This is a genomic window from Alteromonas sp. 4NS20-0143 (genome assembly GCF_057542855.1).
On the sequence record NZ_BAAJLR010000002.1, the window covers coordinates 373,568 to 391,474 of the forward strand.

The 17,907-nt window shown below is 42.4% G+C and carries 14 protein-coding genes; 1 reads left to right on the top strand and 13 read right to left on the bottom strand.

Annotated features, from left to right (window positions below; translation table 11 throughout):
• Positions 1 to 12: 12 nt before the first annotated feature.
• The 9 genes from AC27HD_RS05390 to AC27HD_RS05430 form a co-directional block, all read right to left on the bottom strand.
• Positions 13 to 957, bottom strand: coding sequence for a stealth family protein (locus AC27HD_RS05390; RefSeq protein ID WP_487104301.1), 945 nt, complete (start codon positions 955 to 957; stop codon positions 13 to 15).
• Positions 958 to 976: 19 nt separating this feature from the next.
• Entirely contained in the window at positions 977 to 4,348 is a 3,372-nt protein-coding gene (locus tag AC27HD_RS05395) for a motility associated factor glycosyltransferase family protein (RefSeq protein ID WP_487104303.1), read from the bottom strand.
• Between the two features lie 2 nt (positions 4,349 to 4,350).
• On the bottom strand, positions 4,351 to 4,668 hold the full coding sequence (locus AC27HD_RS05400) for a hypothetical protein (RefSeq protein WP_163105248.1): 318 nt from the start codon (positions 4,666 to 4,668) through the stop codon (positions 4,351 to 4,353).
• The gene (fliS, locus tag AC27HD_RS05405) at positions 4,665 to 5,093 is read right to left on the bottom strand and encodes a flagellar export chaperone FliS (RefSeq protein ID WP_163105247.1); all 429 of its coding nucleotides are present in this window, start codon (positions 5,091 to 5,093) and stop codon (positions 4,665 to 4,667) included. Before fliS ends, AC27HD_RS05400 begins: the two co-directional genes overlap by 4 nt.
• 25 nt (positions 5,094 to 5,118) lie before the next feature.
• Positions 5,119 to 6,549, bottom strand: coding sequence for a flagellar filament capping protein FliD (gene fliD / locus AC27HD_RS05410; protein ID WP_487104305.1), 1,431 nt, complete (start codon positions 6,547 to 6,549; stop codon positions 5,119 to 5,121).
• 12 nt (positions 6,550 to 6,561) lie between these two features.
• Entirely contained in the window at positions 6,562 to 7,041 is a 480-nt protein-coding gene (locus AC27HD_RS05415; RefSeq protein WP_487104307.1) for a flagellar protein FlaG, read from the bottom strand.
• Positions 7,042 to 7,128: 87 nt separating this feature from the next.
• Positions 7,129 to 7,968: a flagellin N-terminal helical domain-containing protein gene (locus AC27HD_RS05420; protein ID WP_334063207.1), complete on the bottom strand. Its 840-nt coding sequence runs from the start codon at positions 7,966 to 7,968 to the stop codon at positions 7,129 to 7,131.
• A 745-nt stretch (positions 7,969 to 8,713) separates the two neighbouring features.
• Entirely contained in the window at positions 8,714 to 9,559 is an 846-nt protein-coding gene (locus tag AC27HD_RS05425) for a flagellin N-terminal helical domain-containing protein (RefSeq protein WP_487104309.1), read from the bottom strand.
• 852 nt (positions 9,560 to 10,411) lie between these two features.
• On the bottom strand, positions 10,412 to 11,263 hold the full coding sequence (locus tag AC27HD_RS05430; RefSeq protein ID WP_487104311.1) for a flagellin N-terminal helical domain-containing protein: 852 nt from the start codon (positions 11,261 to 11,263) through the stop codon (positions 10,412 to 10,414).
• A gap of 239 nt (positions 11,264 to 11,502) precedes the next feature.
• On the opposite strand from AC27HD_RS05430, the gene AC27HD_RS05435 reads away from it, so the two are divergent.
• The gene (locus tag AC27HD_RS05435) at positions 11,503 to 12,462 is read left to right on the top strand and encodes a hypothetical protein (RefSeq protein ID WP_487104313.1); all 960 of its coding nucleotides are present in this window, start codon (positions 11,503 to 11,505) and stop codon (positions 12,460 to 12,462) included.
• 29 nt (positions 12,463 to 12,491) lie between these two features.
• On the opposite strand, the gene flgL is transcribed toward AC27HD_RS05435, so the two are convergent.
• The 4 genes from flgL to AC27HD_RS05455 are packed head-to-tail and all read right to left on the bottom strand — an operon-like array spanning position 12,492 to position 17,901.
• Positions 12,492 to 13,715, bottom strand: a complete 1,224-nt coding sequence (gene flgL / locus AC27HD_RS05440; protein ID WP_487104315.1) for a flagellar hook-associated protein FlgL — start codon at positions 13,713 to 13,715, stop codon at positions 12,492 to 12,494.
• Between the two features lie 8 nt (positions 13,716 to 13,723).
• Positions 13,724 to 15,811, bottom strand: a complete 2,088-nt coding sequence (gene flgK / locus AC27HD_RS05445) for a flagellar hook-associated protein FlgK (RefSeq protein WP_487104317.1) — start codon at positions 15,809 to 15,811, stop codon at positions 13,724 to 13,726.
• A gap of 14 nt (positions 15,812 to 15,825) precedes the next feature.
• Entirely contained in the window at positions 15,826 to 16,782 is a 957-nt protein-coding gene (gene flgJ, locus AC27HD_RS05450) for a flagellar assembly peptidoglycan hydrolase FlgJ (protein WP_487104319.1), read from the bottom strand.
• Positions 16,783 to 16,794: 12 nt separating this feature from the next.
• Positions 16,795 to 17,901: a flagellar basal body P-ring protein FlgI gene (locus AC27HD_RS05455; protein ID WP_487104321.1), complete on the bottom strand. Its 1,107-nt coding sequence runs from the start codon at positions 17,899 to 17,901 to the stop codon at positions 16,795 to 16,797.
• Between the last annotated feature and the right edge of the window lie 6 nt (positions 17,902 to 17,907).

The following is a 17,907-nucleotide window of genomic DNA, read 5'->3' on the forward strand; positions in this document are numbered from 1 at the left end:
CAATTTATTTCCTTATTGCCTTTCACTTTCTAAAGCAGAACCGCAGAGTTCATTTAACATATCTTCAATTTCAGGTAACCGGCGATGTAAAGAGTGATATTCATTTATGCACATCATCTTTCTCTCTGCCTTGCTGAATAATGAGAATAAAAATTCAATTTTTTCTTTGCTCGCAATACGACACATCTCAAAACTAAAGTGAACCATTGTTGTGGTCGGCAAAACAGTCTGATTGAGATATTTTACGCAATAATGATTCATTAACGACTCCGTTAAAAACTGGCTCCGATGTCTAAACTTGTGCGCAATATTGTTATCAAATTCTCTAGGGAATAAAGACTCAGCTCTGGCATTCAAAGATTTGCGCATTGCTTGAAATCCATGACTCAGATTAATGTACTTTCCATTATAACCAATTACGCTAGCCGCATTTATCATGCCCTGTTGATATAAAGAGCATGCATTCCCCTTTTCATGACTATACCAATCACCGTAAATGACAGGTAAGTTTTCCTGAAAAAAATAATCCGGTGTTACCTCTGAGCCTAAAATAAAATCATCATTCCCGTAGACAAAAAATTCACTAAGCTCACTAATATGATGCAGGACGGATGAGATTGCACGAGTATTAAAGGTTGGTAACACACTCGGTTTTTTTCGAAATAAAGCTACGTGGTCGATTACACAAATGCGATCGCTTGCCAAATTTTTCTTATTGAGGAATGAGGGGAACTGTTTGTCAGTAATAATAAAAATTTTATTGTACCAAGGTGCATATCGCTTTATCGACCTCAACGCAAACTTTAACTCATCAAATTGAAAGAACCTGTTATCGCTCGTGGACTGCTCTTTATCCTCCTCTCTAAGCGCAATTGAAGGCTTGTATCGATTTCGCTTGGCGATATGCTCTTTATCTTGACCATCTACCCAAGGTATGACGAAATCTATCTTTGTCATATTCAGAAAAACACCAACACTATTTACCTAAGTAAAATTGATCGAATGTTTTCTCATCGATTAACTTACCAAGATAATTTCGTTTTGTTAATTGTGGAACAAAATTCAGGCGGTCACCACTATTTAATAATCTCTTATCATATGGGATCTGCGTATGAGACATCACCAGAAGAAAAGGCGTATCGTATACATAGTACTTTTCTGCAGCTTCAGCGACTTCCAAAGGTATATCAACGTCTATCTCAGTAACAAAATTTGGCTTAGGTATCGCTAACACACTTTTTAAACTTGCTCCTAATATAAAAAGAGCGCAATTAATTCTGACGTGGTCTTCATAGCGCTTCATATCTCTAACTTCGTACGAAGACAATGGGGCATAAACTTTAAGGCCATCTCCGCTAACCAAAGCATCTAGGCTCGATGAATGCGTATCAAAAACTTCGCACATATTACTATCAGGATGAGTAGAAAAGTCATCCAATCTAGTTACTGTATCGGTTCTAAAAACAATTCTTAATAGTTTATTTGCCGTTTTTGATGTCGGAGTAAAAGCGGATAAAAACGTATACTCTGGTCTGTGAATAATTGCTCGGTTTTCAACAGCGACTGAGTAATTTCCTTTTTGGGCAAAATGCTGTAACGCCAACTTTCTTCTTTGCCCACCAAATGTTGAAGAGCCATCGGCTCCAAGGGGATCATCCAAAATAGAAGAGGAAATACTGATAAGTGTACGTTTCCAATATCTTAAAATATCATTTGAGGCCTCAAGAACTACCTTATCCTCTGAAATATTTAAAATTTTACTAAATACACTATTTGCAAAATTCACTGTGCCATTCATATAGAAAAACAGTGCAGACTTTTTAGATAAGTAAGATGCGACTAGCTTGTCTCTCTGATATTGAATTATCTCATCGACTCTATGCCTACTGAAAACCTCTTCGTCCAAAGCCTCAATGAGCTCTTGGAGTTCTCGTCTTAGCGCGCTTGTATCGAACCTTTGCTCATAAAGCTTTGTAAACTCAGTATGGTCTATAGTCTCAAAAGCTTTTTCACCTATTTCATCAAGAACTCTCGACTTAGTAACCTTGTCTTGATTAAGCAGAACATAGTCCTTGTCTAGGGGACGAGCGCCCTTAATCAAGGCTCCATCGCTTAAGTTATAGGCATCTATATTTCTGCTTGCCAAAACGTTTTCTAAGACGGCTTTTGACATTTTAAATTCAAGTTTAGTATTTACCCACTTCCTAAAATTACCAGGTACTACAAACGAAGTGTTGTTTTGTTCTGTGTAGCTATAAAGCTCTTTTCCTTCTTTATCATAATATCCAGAACTCTTTGAATGATGATGCGTATCATCTACAAAACCTAGATCAACGCCTAAAAAATAGAACTGCGTTAAACCCAATGTAGAAAGAAAGTCCAATGCGAAGTTTGATACTGTGGGGTAGGAAAAATTAAGCAGAGCAAATTGATTCTTCTGCCAAACCTCAGTAATTGAAACCGTAGAAGATTCGCCTTGTTTAAAAGCAAGGTGAACATCTTTATACAAAGAGCAAGTATCAGGATGGATACCATTGCAGCTGATGAGAGAAATGTCTGAAAGATAATCTAGGTCGCCAATTCTCATTGCCCAGTCATAAGTCGCTCGGTTTATTTCAATTTCAGCGTGATAGTCTGGTTTAATACCGTGATTATAAAGCGATTGGAGTGCAGTACCACAAGACACAAGGATTGCATTATCACGTTCTTGTTTTATTAGCTCTATCTGACAATCTAAGGAAGGCCCATTTCCTATGATAAACACTGGAAAATCTTTGGTAGTTAGCCCCATCAATTTGTCAGCATTTAATTTAAGAAAGCCGATGTTACGCGCAATTGAACTTTCTGTGTGAGCAAGCCCAAATTTTGCGTTGTCAAAATAGTCTCCCATGGCGATTAAGACCTGCAGTTGCTCTCTTAACTGAGAGATTGCTCTTGTTAATCTTGGGTTAAAATAGTCTTGATAAAAGTAAGTACTCGCGAGGACATAAGGGCCAATCGATTGAAATTGTACCATTAGGTCGTTGACGAGGTTACTTCCGTCATCGCCAATATTTAAGTACAAGCGACTTTTCTCACTTTGAAAATTTGAGAGGATCTCAGCCCAGTCGACACTATATAATGAGCTATAGAAAAAATCTTTATTCGGTTCGCAGACAAATAACTTGTTAATTGTGCTTCTTTTAAAAGCCTCAACTAATGAATAACCGCAACCTATACCAAATACAATCATTGATTTTATCTGCTTAGGCAGCTCACCTAACTCATTACTAAGAGAATCGAGAACTGGTTCGCACTCTTTCACGAATTGATAATGAAGATAATGCTGAAGTTTTTTACCTTTGTACCCTAGGACCAATCCATCTTTTTGGGGATGTGAGCAAAAGTTTTCGTAACTAACGATAGAATCTTTAACAGGGTCCTCATTATAAAGCATAGCGTTTGTATCTATGTGCACGCTGTTTACAATGCCTTTGCCATTTTTTACTGGACGCCATTTTTGTGGTACGTAATCCAAGAATTCTAAATATAAATCAGGAAAGAAGGGCTTAAGCGCCTCTAGGTTGTTTTTAAATGTCGGGTAATCTTTATCTAACTCTTCCCAATCGTCTTCAAAGCGGTAAGATGTTTTAAAAGGAATAAAATCAACAAACGAATTTTGATTTGCTTTAACGTTCCAAAACTTTAAATCTTTCCAGCTGTTATAAGCCAAAAATTTAGATATTTCGCCAAATGAAGGGCTATTGAGATGTCTTATCAATGTAAACCTGTTTACATTGAGCTGATTCGATATTTCTTCAATATTGTCATAAAGGTTTCGAGCATCTTCTCCAATCTGAAGAAACAGACCTATTCCCTTTTTCTTGGCTTCGGTAAATATTATGTTCCATCTAATTGACGATAGTGAACATCTAAAAAAATCTAAATTTGGTTCATAAACCACAATGTTTTGAAACTTAGATGTTGATACCAATTCTTCTAAGTGAAAACCCAACCCCAAACCAAAGACCACTGCGGCGGAAGTCCCTTCAAACTCAGCAACAAATATCTCTTGCGCGTTTGACAAGTTATTACTTAGTTGAGTAAGCGTTTCTTCCTTTGGATTTTCCCCGTAAACCACTTGCCCGGTGCTTATGTCAACTATGTTTGCTCTGCCTTGTTTATTGCAAAACAACGTGTGAGTACCTGAGTTTTCATTGCTCATTAAGGGCACAAGGGACGGAATATACCTCTTAAACGACTCGATATTAGTTCGTCTTAATCCATCTATTTGCTTGGCAAATGCTAGCTCAATGTCTTTCTGTTTAAGCGGATCAATATGAAGATGAGAGCGAATTTCATTTAGCATAATTATTTATTATATTTTTTCACAGCTGACCGACCTCGAGAGAATTTAACAGCTTCGTCTTTGGCATTGAGAAGCAAACCTTGCGCCAGCTTTTCTAAGTTGTTATTTATCTCAAGTTCTTCTTTGGCAAATGAGTGTCTTACATCCGGGTCAAGTCGAGCTAATGCCCGAATGACTACTTTGTGACGAACATCGCAGAGGTATCTAAAACGATCTGTTGAAAAATCTTCACCAGGAGTAGAAAGACAAGCAGCTAATTCAGAATTAACTGCTTGCAGAAAAAGTGGAGTGTTAGCGTGATTTAATATTGATTTGTTCAAATAGCTTGTCGGTTTTGGCGCTGTGTTTCGTAAGCTTCCTGCTTGGCATCTTCAGGAATCAAAACCCATGCATCACGTATTGGTGTTAACAGGCTAGACACTTCGTCCAACATATTCAAGTCGTTATTAATATGAGCATCGCCAAGACGCTCAACCATGTAGTTGTAAAGCGCGAACATATTTTCAGCAACTTCACCGCCCACCTTTAAGTCTAACGTATCTCTTAGGTGCATTATTATTGCACTTGCCTTTGAAATATAGTCAGCTTTCACAATGAGATCTTTGCGCTCCATCGCGCCTTTTGCATATGCAATACGGTCAAGCGCCCCCTGAAGTAACATCAGCGTGAGCTTGTGAGGATCGGCACTTGAAACATCTTGTTTTAAGTTGCCTTTACGATAAGCGTTAATACCCTTAAGTGACATACTATCTCCGATTACATCTTTAAACTTATAACGAGGCTAATAATGCAGAGCCAGTTTGGTTTAGTCGCGCTACAGTTTGGTCAAGGTTTAAATACTTGTCTCTAAGCGTCTGCTCAAAACTCAACATACGTAGCTCCAGCGTTTCTCTTTGGTCGAGAATTTCGTCTCGATTATCCTTTGCCGCTCGTTCTCTTAAACTGATCAGCCCGCTGAACGAAGTGTATTCTTTGGCAAATTCGAACATACGCGTAGCGATACCTTCGTCTTTATCAGTGAACAGTTTCGCGATTTCGTCGAAGTTATCTTCGAGTGCATCCTCTAATCTGTCCTCACCAGACCCTAAACCAAAATCGGTAGTGCCTACTTCGAGCTTACCGTCACTATCAACTTCTATGCCAACCTGAAAAAGATTCCCAAGAGCTGAATTACTCACACTTCCGCTGACTATGGAAGCAAGGCCAGACTGAATTCCGCGAAGCAGTGAGTCGCCAGCAAGCGCTCCGTCATCTTCAAGTTCTGATTCGCCATAGCTAGTTAACGTACCTATTTCATCAATCAACGCATTGTAATTATCAACAAAATCGCGGATTTTTTTATCCAAACCTTCCTTGTCAAAACCAATGTCCAACTTAGTCGTCAAAAAATCGCCAACGGAGTCTTTTGGAGAAACCTCATTGACATCAAAGGATACGTTTTGGATTGTATTTTCGAACTTATTTGACGTACTTTGAACTTCAATGCCATCTATATAAGCTATAGCATTTTTAGCACTCTCAATATTCGCCGCACTAATATTGGCGGTACCGCCCGTTGTAGATAGGCGGTCAAGTTCAGCAACTCCAGTATCGTTAGTAATAACAAGATCGTTGCCTTCACCCGTTTCAGATGAAGAGAATACAAGCCGGGGGCCTGCACCAGTGCCTGTATCGATAATATTTGCGGTTACGCCGAAGTTATCGTCAGCACCATTGATTTTTTCACGGAGAGCGGTTAGCGACATACCGGCTGTAACGTCTACTGTGAAGCTATCTGCTCCACCCACATCAAATGAAAGTGAACCTGTGCCCGACGTTAGAACTGGATCGCTACTAGATGTGAATGCACCTGCATCGGTGGTGATACGACTACCGGCGGCAAGTTGCTCTACCGATATTTCGTAGCTACCTCTGAGGGCTGAGTTGGATGCTTCTGCTGATAGGACATCGTCATCCTCGGAAGGATTAGTAATCGTTGGCTCTCGGCCATTTATACCGTTATCGCTTCGAAGGTCATCTACCGTGTCTTTAAAATCAGAAAGCTTCGATTTGATTTGACCAAGGCCCGAAATTTCAGCCTCAATTTGCTCTTCTTTCGCATTTAAACGATCTTCTTTCGGTTTACGTTCTGCGGTTATAAGCTGCTGTACAAGATCATCAAGGGCTAACCCCGATCCTACACCTAGAGACTGAATTGTCATTGTATTACCTCATTAAACCTGGTTGTTGATAAACACTCCCACACTGTTCCCAACATCCTGTTGGAGATCTTGGATACGCTCGGCAAGTTCTAGCACCTCTTCGGAAGGAATTTGCCGTATCACATCGCCAGATTGAGAATCTTTAACCGTAACTATTGAACGATTGGTTTCTTCGTCGATAGAAAACGCTAAATCCCGATTCTGAACTTTTAGGAATGACTCGACTTTTGATATTGCATCATCAAGCTGTTTATCATTCTCCGTGCTTCTTACGTTATCGGCCTTTAATCCAGATGCTTGAGACAATTCTTTATTCGTCTCGATAGAAAAGGAATCACGAGTTTGCAATGTTGCTAAAGAACCATTGTTTCGCTGATTAGACTCTTTATTTTCACTGCCGGAAGACTCTTTCTTTACATCAGTATCCGTCCGAATAGGTGTGACATTTGGTGATGCAAAAGCTTGACCACCTTGGGTATTTTGAATTTCCACCTAATACCTCCTGACCTAAACCAGAAAAACGGGCGTTACATCACATGTAAGCACCCGCCCTACTAACTATAGCTACTTTTCTACCGCTTATCCAAGTAGTGATAGCGCTGTTTGCGGACGCTGGTTAGCCTGGCTAAGGATTGAAACCGATGCCTGCTGGACAATCTGATTTCGAGTTAGCTCGGCAGTTTCAGCCGCAAAGTCTGTATCGCGTATTTGCGAACGAGCCGAGGACAAGTTTTCACTGATGTTGCTCAGGTTACGAATTGTCGACTGAAAGCGATTTTGAAGTGCACCAAGGTCTGCTCGCACCCCCCCGATACCCGAGATTGCGCCATCAATATCGGCAAGTAATGAAGAAGCGCCTGCGGCTGTAGACACATCATTAGTCGTAATGCCTAAACCGGTTGCACTAAAACCGCTTATTGAGCCAAGGTTACCTGACGAAAGATTAACCGAAATCGTTTGACCTGCGTTAGCACCGACTAGGAAGCTTGCAGAGAAATTTCCATCAAGGATGTTGACGTTACCAAACTGAGTATCCGTAGCGATACGAGAAATCTCAGTTCGCAACGCAGAAACCTCTTTTTGAAGTGCTGCACGGTCTGCAGACGAATTAATACCGTTTTGAGATTGTACTGCAAGCTGACGGATTCGCTGTAGGCTACTGGTTACCTCACCTAAAGCACCTTCTGCGGTTTGCGATAAAGAAATTGCGTCGTTCGCATTTCTTACCGCTTGATTAAGACCCTGAACTTGTGATGTAAGACGGTCAGAGATTTGAAGACCTGCCGCATCATCAGCTGCACTGTTTATACGAAATCCCGATGAAAGTCTTTCGAACGATGTGTTTAAACGGTCGCTTACGTCAAAAAGCTGACGTTGTGCATTTAACGACGACACATTAGTATTTACAAATAAAGACATTAGATTACCTCCTAGAGATTCGATGTGCTTACAAGTACATTCAAATCCATCCAGTTCAAATTAGCCGGGTCACTACGCCTGCTAACCTCTCTTGTAAAAGTAAAGTAAATTACCCCTCAACAATAGGTATCGGCCAAGGCTTTAGGTTCTTTAGCCTTTTTTTTAATTTTTTTTCAAAAAATTATTAAGTTGATTTATAGCATTGATTTTGTTGGTTTTTATTTACTCTAAATTTACGTATGCGGACTCTCAAACCACAGCGGCAAATATAAATTCGTTGTCAAAGACAATAAATTGGACTTATATGGAGCGGTATCCGGTTGCGGTGTGAATAGGTCAGGGCTCTAATACAGCCTACAACCAATTAGAAATATGATTGAGTAAAGCTGCACTGCTAGTGAAAATTAAACGGGAGTTTTAAATTAAGTTGGCATCAAAGATGCTTTATAAAAAGAGGATTCCAGCGTTGCTCTACTGGAGTCTGAAATTGGTGGGATGTTTCGGCGATTATAAAAAAAAGGCCGAGACATAATATCTCGGCCAATTTGCTCACGTTAGGAGATTGAGCAAAATTAGTTTCTGTCGGCTGGCAGGGTTTAGTAGGACAAACTGGCCTCTCAACCAACGCTTCTACACTCTCAGTCCTGTTAGTCGGCGCTTTCTTAAAGGTGCGACCTCTCGGTCGCATTCCTTTCTAGGGGATGGCCTCTCAACTCCTTCCCAGACTTACGCCTAATTTAAAAGATTAACCTAGTAGTGATAATGCAGCCTGTGGACGCTGATTAGCCTGCGATAGGATAGTAGTACTTGCCTGCTGTAATATCTGATTACGGGTTAGTTCTGCCGTCTCTGTGGCAAAATCAGTGTCTTTGATGCGAGATCTTGCCGCTGACACATTTTCAGAAATATTACTTAGATTACGAATAGTTGATTGAAATCTATTTTGTAGAGCACCTAAGTCAGCTCTAATTCCACCGATTGCTGATATAGCGCTATCAACTGAAGACAATAAACCTGATGCATTGGTTTCCGTCAACACGTCTTCGGATGTGATACCTAAACCTGTTGCACTGAATCCATTTACCCCTGCTCGGGTTAATGCCTGACTAGATAGGTTAACTGAGATAGTTTGACCTGCATTTGCACCCACCAAGAATCTTGCTGAAAAGCTTCCTGTCAGTACGTCTACACCGGCAAATTGAGTCGTTGTCGCAATTCGCGAAATTTCAGTACGTAATGCAGATACTTCTTTTTGCAGTGCTAAGCGGTCAGCAGAGCTATTTATGCCGTTTTGCGATTGGATTGCAAGGGTACGGATACGTTGTAACGCGGTCGTAGTTTCCGCCATTGCACCCTCAGCAGTCTGCGCTAGCGAGATTCCATCATTCGCATTTCTAACAGCTTGGTTTAAGCCTTGAATCTGCGATGTCATTCTGTCGGTGATTTGCAAGCCCGCTGCATCATCCGCAGCGCTGTTTATGCGAAACCCAGAAGATAGACGCTCAAATGCGGTATCTAGATTGTTTCCGGTATTAAATAATTGACGTTGTGCATTCAATGATGACACGTTGGTATTTACAAATAGACTCATGGGGTCTCTCCTAACAGTTTCGAGTGATTGCGCTATTGGTTTTATTATTTGCGCGTTGTATTAAATTCTTGGCACAGTGCGTGCTTGATTTAAGTCGTCAGATTTATCTGACACTTCATCGGCACACTACTGATGAAGTTTGCTAAACGGAGAAGTTTTCTTCTCTTTGCTGGCTGGTGAGATTGATGTTCCAGACCTCAAACCTCTCACTACCTCCTGGCTTCATTCTTGCCTGTCAGCAGCTCCAACCCTTCTAGCAAACCTTCCTATATATCGACATTAAAACACAATTACTTTAGAACTTTTTAAACTGCACTTTTAACATCTTAATAGGTTGATTTTCCTAACCTTTAATTTCACTTAATTTATTTACTTTACGCAAATAAGGTCTTGCTTAGTGCACTACTATTGTTGTTATTAGCACTTGGGAAGTAAAAACGTTCTTTATCTCCCCTTTGTAATAGTTATCGTCCTATTACCGATTTTCCTTTAGCGTTTTTTGCCCGCTGAGACGAAAAAAAAGTAAAATTTTTAAAAACCGATGATTTTCATGACATTACGAGCCAATTGAAATCATAAAGTTGAGGTTGAGATGCAGGAGAATTAAGACTTTGTGTATAAAACAGCCTTTGTGAAAATAGTAAGAGGCAGTAGTGAAAACATTTTTTCGATACGGGACAAGAGTTGACAACTCACAAGGAACTGAAAACAAACATTCGCTTTCTAGAGACTTTAGATACAAAAAAGCCAGTAAATTGAAATACATTCAATTACTGGCCATTTAAATAGATAACAAGCACTGGGTCACTACCCCCTGGCTTCATCCTCGCCGTAGTCTATAGCTTAGAAAGCTTATCCTAGAAGCTGTAATGCTGCCTGTGGGCGCTGATTAGCCTGAGACAATACAGTTGTACTTGCCTGCTGCAGTATCTGATTACGGGTTAGATTAGCGGTTTCAGTCGCAAAGTCCGTATCTTTTATTTGTGAACGAGCAGCAGAAACATTTTCAGAAATGTTGCTTAGGTTACGAATGGTTGATTGGAAACGGTTTTGAAGCGCACCCAAATCAGCACGTAAACCACCTACCGCTGATATTGCTGTGTCTAGTTTTGCGAGTATTCCTGAAGCGTTCTCAGAAGTAAGAACGTCTACATCGGTACCTGTAATACCCAAACCACTAGCCCCAAATCCTTCAACACCAGCACGCGTGAGCGACGGAGTAGATAAGTTTACTGAGATAGTCTGACCGGCATTAGCTCCCACCAAAAACTTCGCAGAAAAGTCACCAGATAGAATATCTACACCGGCAAACTGTGTCGTTGTAGATATTCGTGAAATCTCAGTACGCAGGGCAGACACTTCTTTTTGAAGTGCAACACGGTCTGCAGAGCTGTTAATTCCATTTTGCGATTGTACTGCTAAAGTACGGATACGCTGAAGCGCGGTGGTAGTCTCAGATAGCGCGCCCTCGGCAGTTTGCGATAGTGAAATCGCATCATTTGCATTTCGAACCGCTTGGTTAAGACCTTGAACTTGTGATGTCATTCGATCTGAAATCTGAAGCCCTGCAGCATCATCAGCAGCGCTGTTGATGCGAAAACCTGAAGACAAACGCTCAAATGACGTATTCAAAGAATTACTCACATCGAATAACTGACGCTGTGCATTCAATGATGATACATTGGTATTGACGAACATAGACATAAAGTCTCTCCTACACTCTCAGTCCAGCGTGGGCTGGCTGTCGGGTTTTCCGACGTTTTGTTTTAGTAGTCATCAACACCTGAGGGGTAATTGATGAACTGGCTCTCTCAGAAACTGTATCGACAATATGTAACTTCCCTTTAGAAAAAATTACGATTATTGCCGATTAGCGGTAACATATTGCCGCTTATTGCCTGAATTAAACGCCGTAACTCTCGGATTTTTATAGGAGAAATTTAGTGCTGGATAAATTGAAAATACTTGAGGTCACTCAGATATCAGCGCCCGCACCTCATGCTGCCTTTACTGATTTATGCACTGACCCTTTTGATAATTCAGATTCATCGCTATTTTGCACCTACCGCGAGGCTGACAACCATGTCAGCCCTAACGGCAAAATTATCGTTTTACAGATAAATAAAAATACATTGCAGCCATTCAACTCTTTGGCATTGGAAATACCAGGCACAGATCTTAGGGATCCAAAACTCTCATTCGATGGCAAACGTCTTATCATCACCGCTTATGCCAAAACTGTTTTAGAAGACAGTAGCCTTTCACGTCATATGGTGAGCTATAGCTCTGACACAGGATTATCGTGGTCTGAACCCCATCATTTTGGTGACGACGCCTGGTGGATTTGGAGTTGTGATTGGTTTAGAAAAACGGCATACGGGTTTGCCTATAATCGCAAAGCGCAATCTATAAGCTTGTATAGAGGCAATCCTTTAAACTCAATGACATGCTATCAAAACAATGTATTTGGACTTGAAAAGTCAGACAAAGGTTACCCCAATGAAAGTGCGCTTCTCTTTGATAAACTGGGTAATGCCAGTGTTTTTTTACGCAGAGATGCCGACACCTACAGCGCTCAATTTGGATACGCTAATCCCCCTTACTCAAACTGGGCCTGGCATGATTTAGAAATATACATCGGCGGACCAGCGGCAGTTACGCTCAAAAATGGGAATTTTGTTGTGGCAGGCAGACACATTGATTGGGAGGAGGATATTTTCAGTACTAAAGTATGGCATTTTGATGTTAAATCAAAAAAGCTCACTGAGCTGATTACTCTTCCAAGTGGCGGTGATACCAGTTATCCAGGCTTGGTCCTCAATGACGATATACTTTATGTATCCTATTATTCGAGTCATTGCGATGAAGAAGCACGGGTTTACCTTGCTAAATTGAGCATGTAAATACGCGTCAATAACCAGTTCAACACACCTTAGATAAAGTTAAATAACGACAAGTTGGTTATCTTTGGAAATGTAGCAAGAGCGGCATTTAGCGCCGTCTCTTGTTGAGCAAATTTAGTCGACGCTTCAGCGTAGTCTACATCTTGAATGGATGAGCGTGCGGCTTTAGCTGCAATTTCCATATCCAGATTAGTTTCGTACGATGACTCTGCAATGTTCAGTCGACTGCCGATGGACGCCCGTTCTAGAGAAATTCGCTCTAAGCCGTTATCTAGCCCTACCAATGCATCGGCAATAGACTCTTGCAGTGCGCCGTTATTAATGGTGCTGTCTAGCAGAATCTCTTGAATTTCATGAATTGCCTGGGCCATGCTTTTCTTTTCTGGCGTATCCAGAGAAAAATCTATACTGTCGCCGGCAACCGCAGTAGCCTCAAATTGCATACCTTTTATGGTGAAAGGTTGGCCCGATGTAAAGCCTACTGTATCTACTACTGCGCCGGTGCCTTGATTGACAAGTTCAGCTTGTCCACCGGCTAAAAAGTTTACCCGATAATTATTGTTTGCTGCATTTACAGGGTCAAAGTTTTTATCAAAAAACGTATCGAATGTCCCCTGCTCTTTTACTGTGGCACTTTCTAAATTGCCCACCGCGCTTCCCGTCACTGAAAATTTAAAACGAGACAGCACGTTTTCAAATACATCATAGCCGTTACTGGTTGACTGAATTTTTGAGCTATTTGAAAGCTGAATAAAACTCACACCAGCGTCACCGGCGAATGAAATGGCATTCCCTGCAGATGCAGGATTAAAGGAAAACGCCTGATTAGCTGACTGATAACCTGCATAAAGATAATTGCCGTCGGCATCTTGCGTGTTCATTAAATCTAAAACTTCTAATTTTATCTGCTCTAGCTCTGCTCCTATGGCCCGTTTATCGGGGTCGGCTAAGATTCCGTTGCCTGATTGGACAACGAGGGTTCTAGCACGGTTGATAGAATTAGTGATATTCGTCAGTACTGCTTCTTGCTGTTCTAAAGACCCTGTCACTAAATCGTTGTTGCGCTGAAATTGGGTAAGCTCGTCCACTTCTTCGGTTAAACGCAGTACCTTTGCTGCGCCAACGGGATCGTCACTTGGCGCAATAATTCGTTTACCTGAAGCAAGTTGCTCTTGAGTCTTAGACAGCTCGGTCTGATTGTTCATTATTGAACGAACGTTTTGATCGTAAATTTGATTTGTAGTTATGCGCATTCTTTTAACTACCTCGCGGACTGTAGAATGGTGTTAAACAGCTCTTGTGCGGTGGTAAGAATCCGAGCCGCCGCGGAGTAACTTTGCTGATACTTAATCAAGTTGGCAGCCTCTTCATCCAAGCTCACTCCAGAGACTGACTGAAACCAGTTTTCTGATTGCACCTGCATAGCTTCAGCCGAGGCCAATGACACTTTGGCCATTGCAGCATCTTCACCGATGCGACCTACCATTGACGCATAGGCATCTTGAAATGTACGAGGTGTATTTGTGGCTTCACTGCTCACTTGAACTAAATTCTCATTTTGTAATGCCGCAAGATTAAGCGCATTGCTGTTATCGTTAAAACCGTCGGTATTATAGGCGAGTGAAAAGCTATCACCGGCTCTTGGAACGCCGTCTAAACTTATATCGTAGCCTGGGTAATCTGTTAAACCGCTTAGTCCTGCTGGCCACGTACCGCTATTTTTTGCCTGTTCAATCAGGTTGTTCAAATCGGTGGTTCCGGTAACGCTTGCCATAACGGCTCCGGTCCCATCAACAACATCAAACGTGTCTGGGGCAGTGAATACAATTTGAGCGGGTGCTCCTGTATCAATACCACCGGCACCATCAAAGGCAGAGCGGTCGATACCTGCACCCACCGTAGTATTAGATACGCCTACATTCACCACATTCGCATCACCTAAGTTTGTACTGTCGGCTTGACCGCGAACGGGCGTTGCAAATGCCAAATCTTCTGGTCGCATTGTGCTGAAATCAATTTTTGACGCTATCGTTTTTGTAGGCTGTATGAGGAATTCGTTGCCTACTGTGTAGCTAGACGTTCCTGCAAAATCCACTTCAATTCCACCTGGCAGTTCGTTAAAGCCAGAGGAAACAGGAAAGTTTGAAAACACGATGTCGTTACCAGATCCATCTTTCTTTGGTGTTCCGTCAGCATTTAAAAACGTTATTTCCAGCTCACTAGGTGCTCCGGCGGAAACCGCAGTGACTTCAATTTTGTAATCAGCATCTGTTAGTTCTGCCCCCATACCTTCAGTAACTTGCGCTGTGACTACGTAATCACCATTAGTGTTTGCGTATGCTAGGCCGCGAAATGAGGGGATATCGAAAATATTACTTCCAAGCTGGCCGTCTAGGTCCATACCTAGCTTATTCTGCTCGTTCATAGCGTCTGCAAAAGCAATAGACAGCTGACCAACGTCTCGCATTGTAGGCCCAAGCACTTCGTTTCGGTAGCCGAATAGTCCGCCAAGTGCACCGCCTAAATCACTTTCCTGAATTCGCAGTGACGCGTCGCCTTTGGTTTGCGAGCCAAAGTTAGTTTGAAGAGTTAACTGCTTTAACGACAGGTCAGCATCGGTGTTAACTTCAAATAAGTTAAACGCGCCGTTTTCCAACACCAAAGATTCACCAGAGGTTAAGTTAATGGTAACCGCACCGTTTTGTGTCTGACTTTCCTTAACATTAATACCCATAATTGACGATAACTCATCAACGGCTTTGTCTCTCTCGTTGAGCAGTGCTGATGGCTGATCGGCTGTACTGTTTCCATTAGCAATAACGATATTTCGGTTTAAATCACCGATATTGCCAATAAGAGTGTTTGCGCGATTAATCAAAGAGGTAAACTCTAAGTTTAGCTCTTCCTCTTTTTCAATCATGTAGTCAGACAGGGTTCTCATACGCTGAAACAAGGACTCTGACTTGCCAAGTACCTGCTCTCGAGACGCCAAGTTTGTTGGGTCGTCAGCAGCAGTCTGTAGTGCAGAAAAGTATTCGCTCATTCCTTTTGAAATAGAGTTTGCATCACCCGCAAGCAAATTATCGATAGCCGTGGTTTTTGACGAAAATGCCTCAAGCTCTCCAACCGAGGTGATATCGCGTCGAAGTTGATTTTGCGCAAACACGTTGATAATTCTTTCCGTATTGCCAATTTCAACACCAAACACTTGGCTGTTATTCAGCTCTGTGCGCTCGCGTACGTATCCAGGCGTATTAACATTGGCAATGTTATTACTGGTTGTTTGTAACAACTTTCCACTGGCATTAACGCCACTGGTTGCAAGAGAAAATAAGTCAACTGAACTCATGGTGTATGCCTCCCCTATCTCTGTGGTATTAGCGCATTAAGTCTATCGCTGTTGTAAACAGACATGATCTTATCGGCGTAGTGTGGGTCGGTTGCATAACCTGCGTTCTGCAATGCTTGGGTATACTCTGTGGCATTACCTGCAGCTTTCACTGCGTCACTGTAACGCGGCTGCGAAGCAATAAATCGTCCATAGTCATCCATAGCGTCTTCAATAGAACTGTATGACCTAAACGCTGCTTTTTGTTTCTGTGGTACCAAACCGTTAAATTCAAGCGTATCAACAACCGCCTGCTCTCCTTTCCACTCACTATTGGCTTTTATTCCAAATAGGTTGTGGGAGCTTTTACCGTCGGCTGAGTGAATAACAAATTTTCCCCAACCGGTTTCAACGGCGGCTTGTGACACAATTGCTTTTGCATCCATACCATATTTTTCAGCTATTTTTTCAGCGTGAGGCATAAGTGACTCAACAAATTGCTCAGGACTATCGAACATCGCGTCCTTATGGGCACTTTTGCTGCTCATAGAGTGCGAGGATAACGCTACGTCTTGCGCATGAGATATAGACTGAGCGCGATGTTGATTGAGCGAAGATAAATTGCCGTCGCTACGTATAACGCTAGCTGGCGTGTAACTTTCTTCGGTTTGGCCAAGCTGCTTCACAATCACATCGGCAAGACCCATTCCACCGCCTGCGGTCAAATCCGTGGCTAGCTGCTGGTCGTGCATATCGCGATAAAACTTTACTTGCTGTGAATTAAACGGGCTGTCTTCGTCGGCTAATGCGTCTTGAGCTTTACGCATAGACTTAAGCATCATTTGCACAAAAATCGCTTCGAACTGCTCTGCTGCTTCTTGCAATACGGTTTCATCGCCCGACGCTATGGCCTCGCGCATCTTGTTGATGCTGCCCATATCGTGAACGTTGCGAGCCATGTCTAGCTGGCCTTTTGTGCTGAGTGCGTCCATTATCGTAAGCCCCTAAATAATAACCAGTTCGCCGCGTAACGCACCGGCCTGCCTTAATGCCTCAAGGATTGCCATTAAATCGCCCGGTGCTGCGCCCACTTCGTTCACTGCTCGCACTAGTTGGTCAAGGGTTACGCCTGGCTCAAACTTAAACATTCGGCTGTCGGCCAAGTCGACGTCAATGATTGACTGAGTTGTTACAACCGTGTCGCCATCTGCAAAGGCATTGGGCTGAGCAACCTGCTGGTTCTCTGAAATAGTCACGGTAAGCCCACCATGTGTTATCGCAGCAGGTAGAAGACGTACTTCGCTGCCGATGACGATAGTGCCGGTTCTGCTATTAATAACCACACGAGCAGGAGCCTCGGCAGGCGTAAATTCAAAGTTTTCTAGTGTGGCGAGAAAGCCTACACGCTGTCCTGCATCTCGGGGAGCCGATACTCGAACAGAGGCAGCATCAATGGGTGTTGCAATGACATAGCCATTTTCTGGTTGCGCACCTAAGCGTTCATTGATGGTATCTGCTAGCGATTTCGCTGTAGTAAAATCAGGATAGTGAAGGTTAAGCGTTAACGAATCACCGTTTGCAAAACCACTTGGCACTTCTCTTTCCACCATGGCGCCGTTTGGAATACGTCCTACCGTAGGTGTGTTAACCACTATTCGCGAGCCATCGCCACCTTCAGCACCAAAACCACTGACCACTAAACTTCCTTGGGCCACGGCATATACTTCGCCATTTACACCACGAAGAAAGGTTTGTAGCAGAGAGCCGCCTTGAAGGCTTTTCGCTTCGCCCACCGACGAAACGGTGACATCAATTGTTTGACCGGGCTTGCTAAATGCAGGAAGCTCCGCATGCACTGCAACGGCCGCAACGTTTCGAACGTTAGGTCGCACGTCGGCACCTAAGCGGATACCAAAATTGGCGAGCATGGTTCTAAAGCTTTGTTCAGTAAACGGGTTCTGCTCGCCTGTTCCGGGTAGACCAACCACTAGCCCATAACCTATCAATTGGTTAGAACGCACACCTTGAATAGATGCTACGTCTTTAATCCTTTGAGCATTGGCTGCGCCTGAAAGGCTGAGTGAAAGCAATAAACATATTAAAACACGCATAGTAAA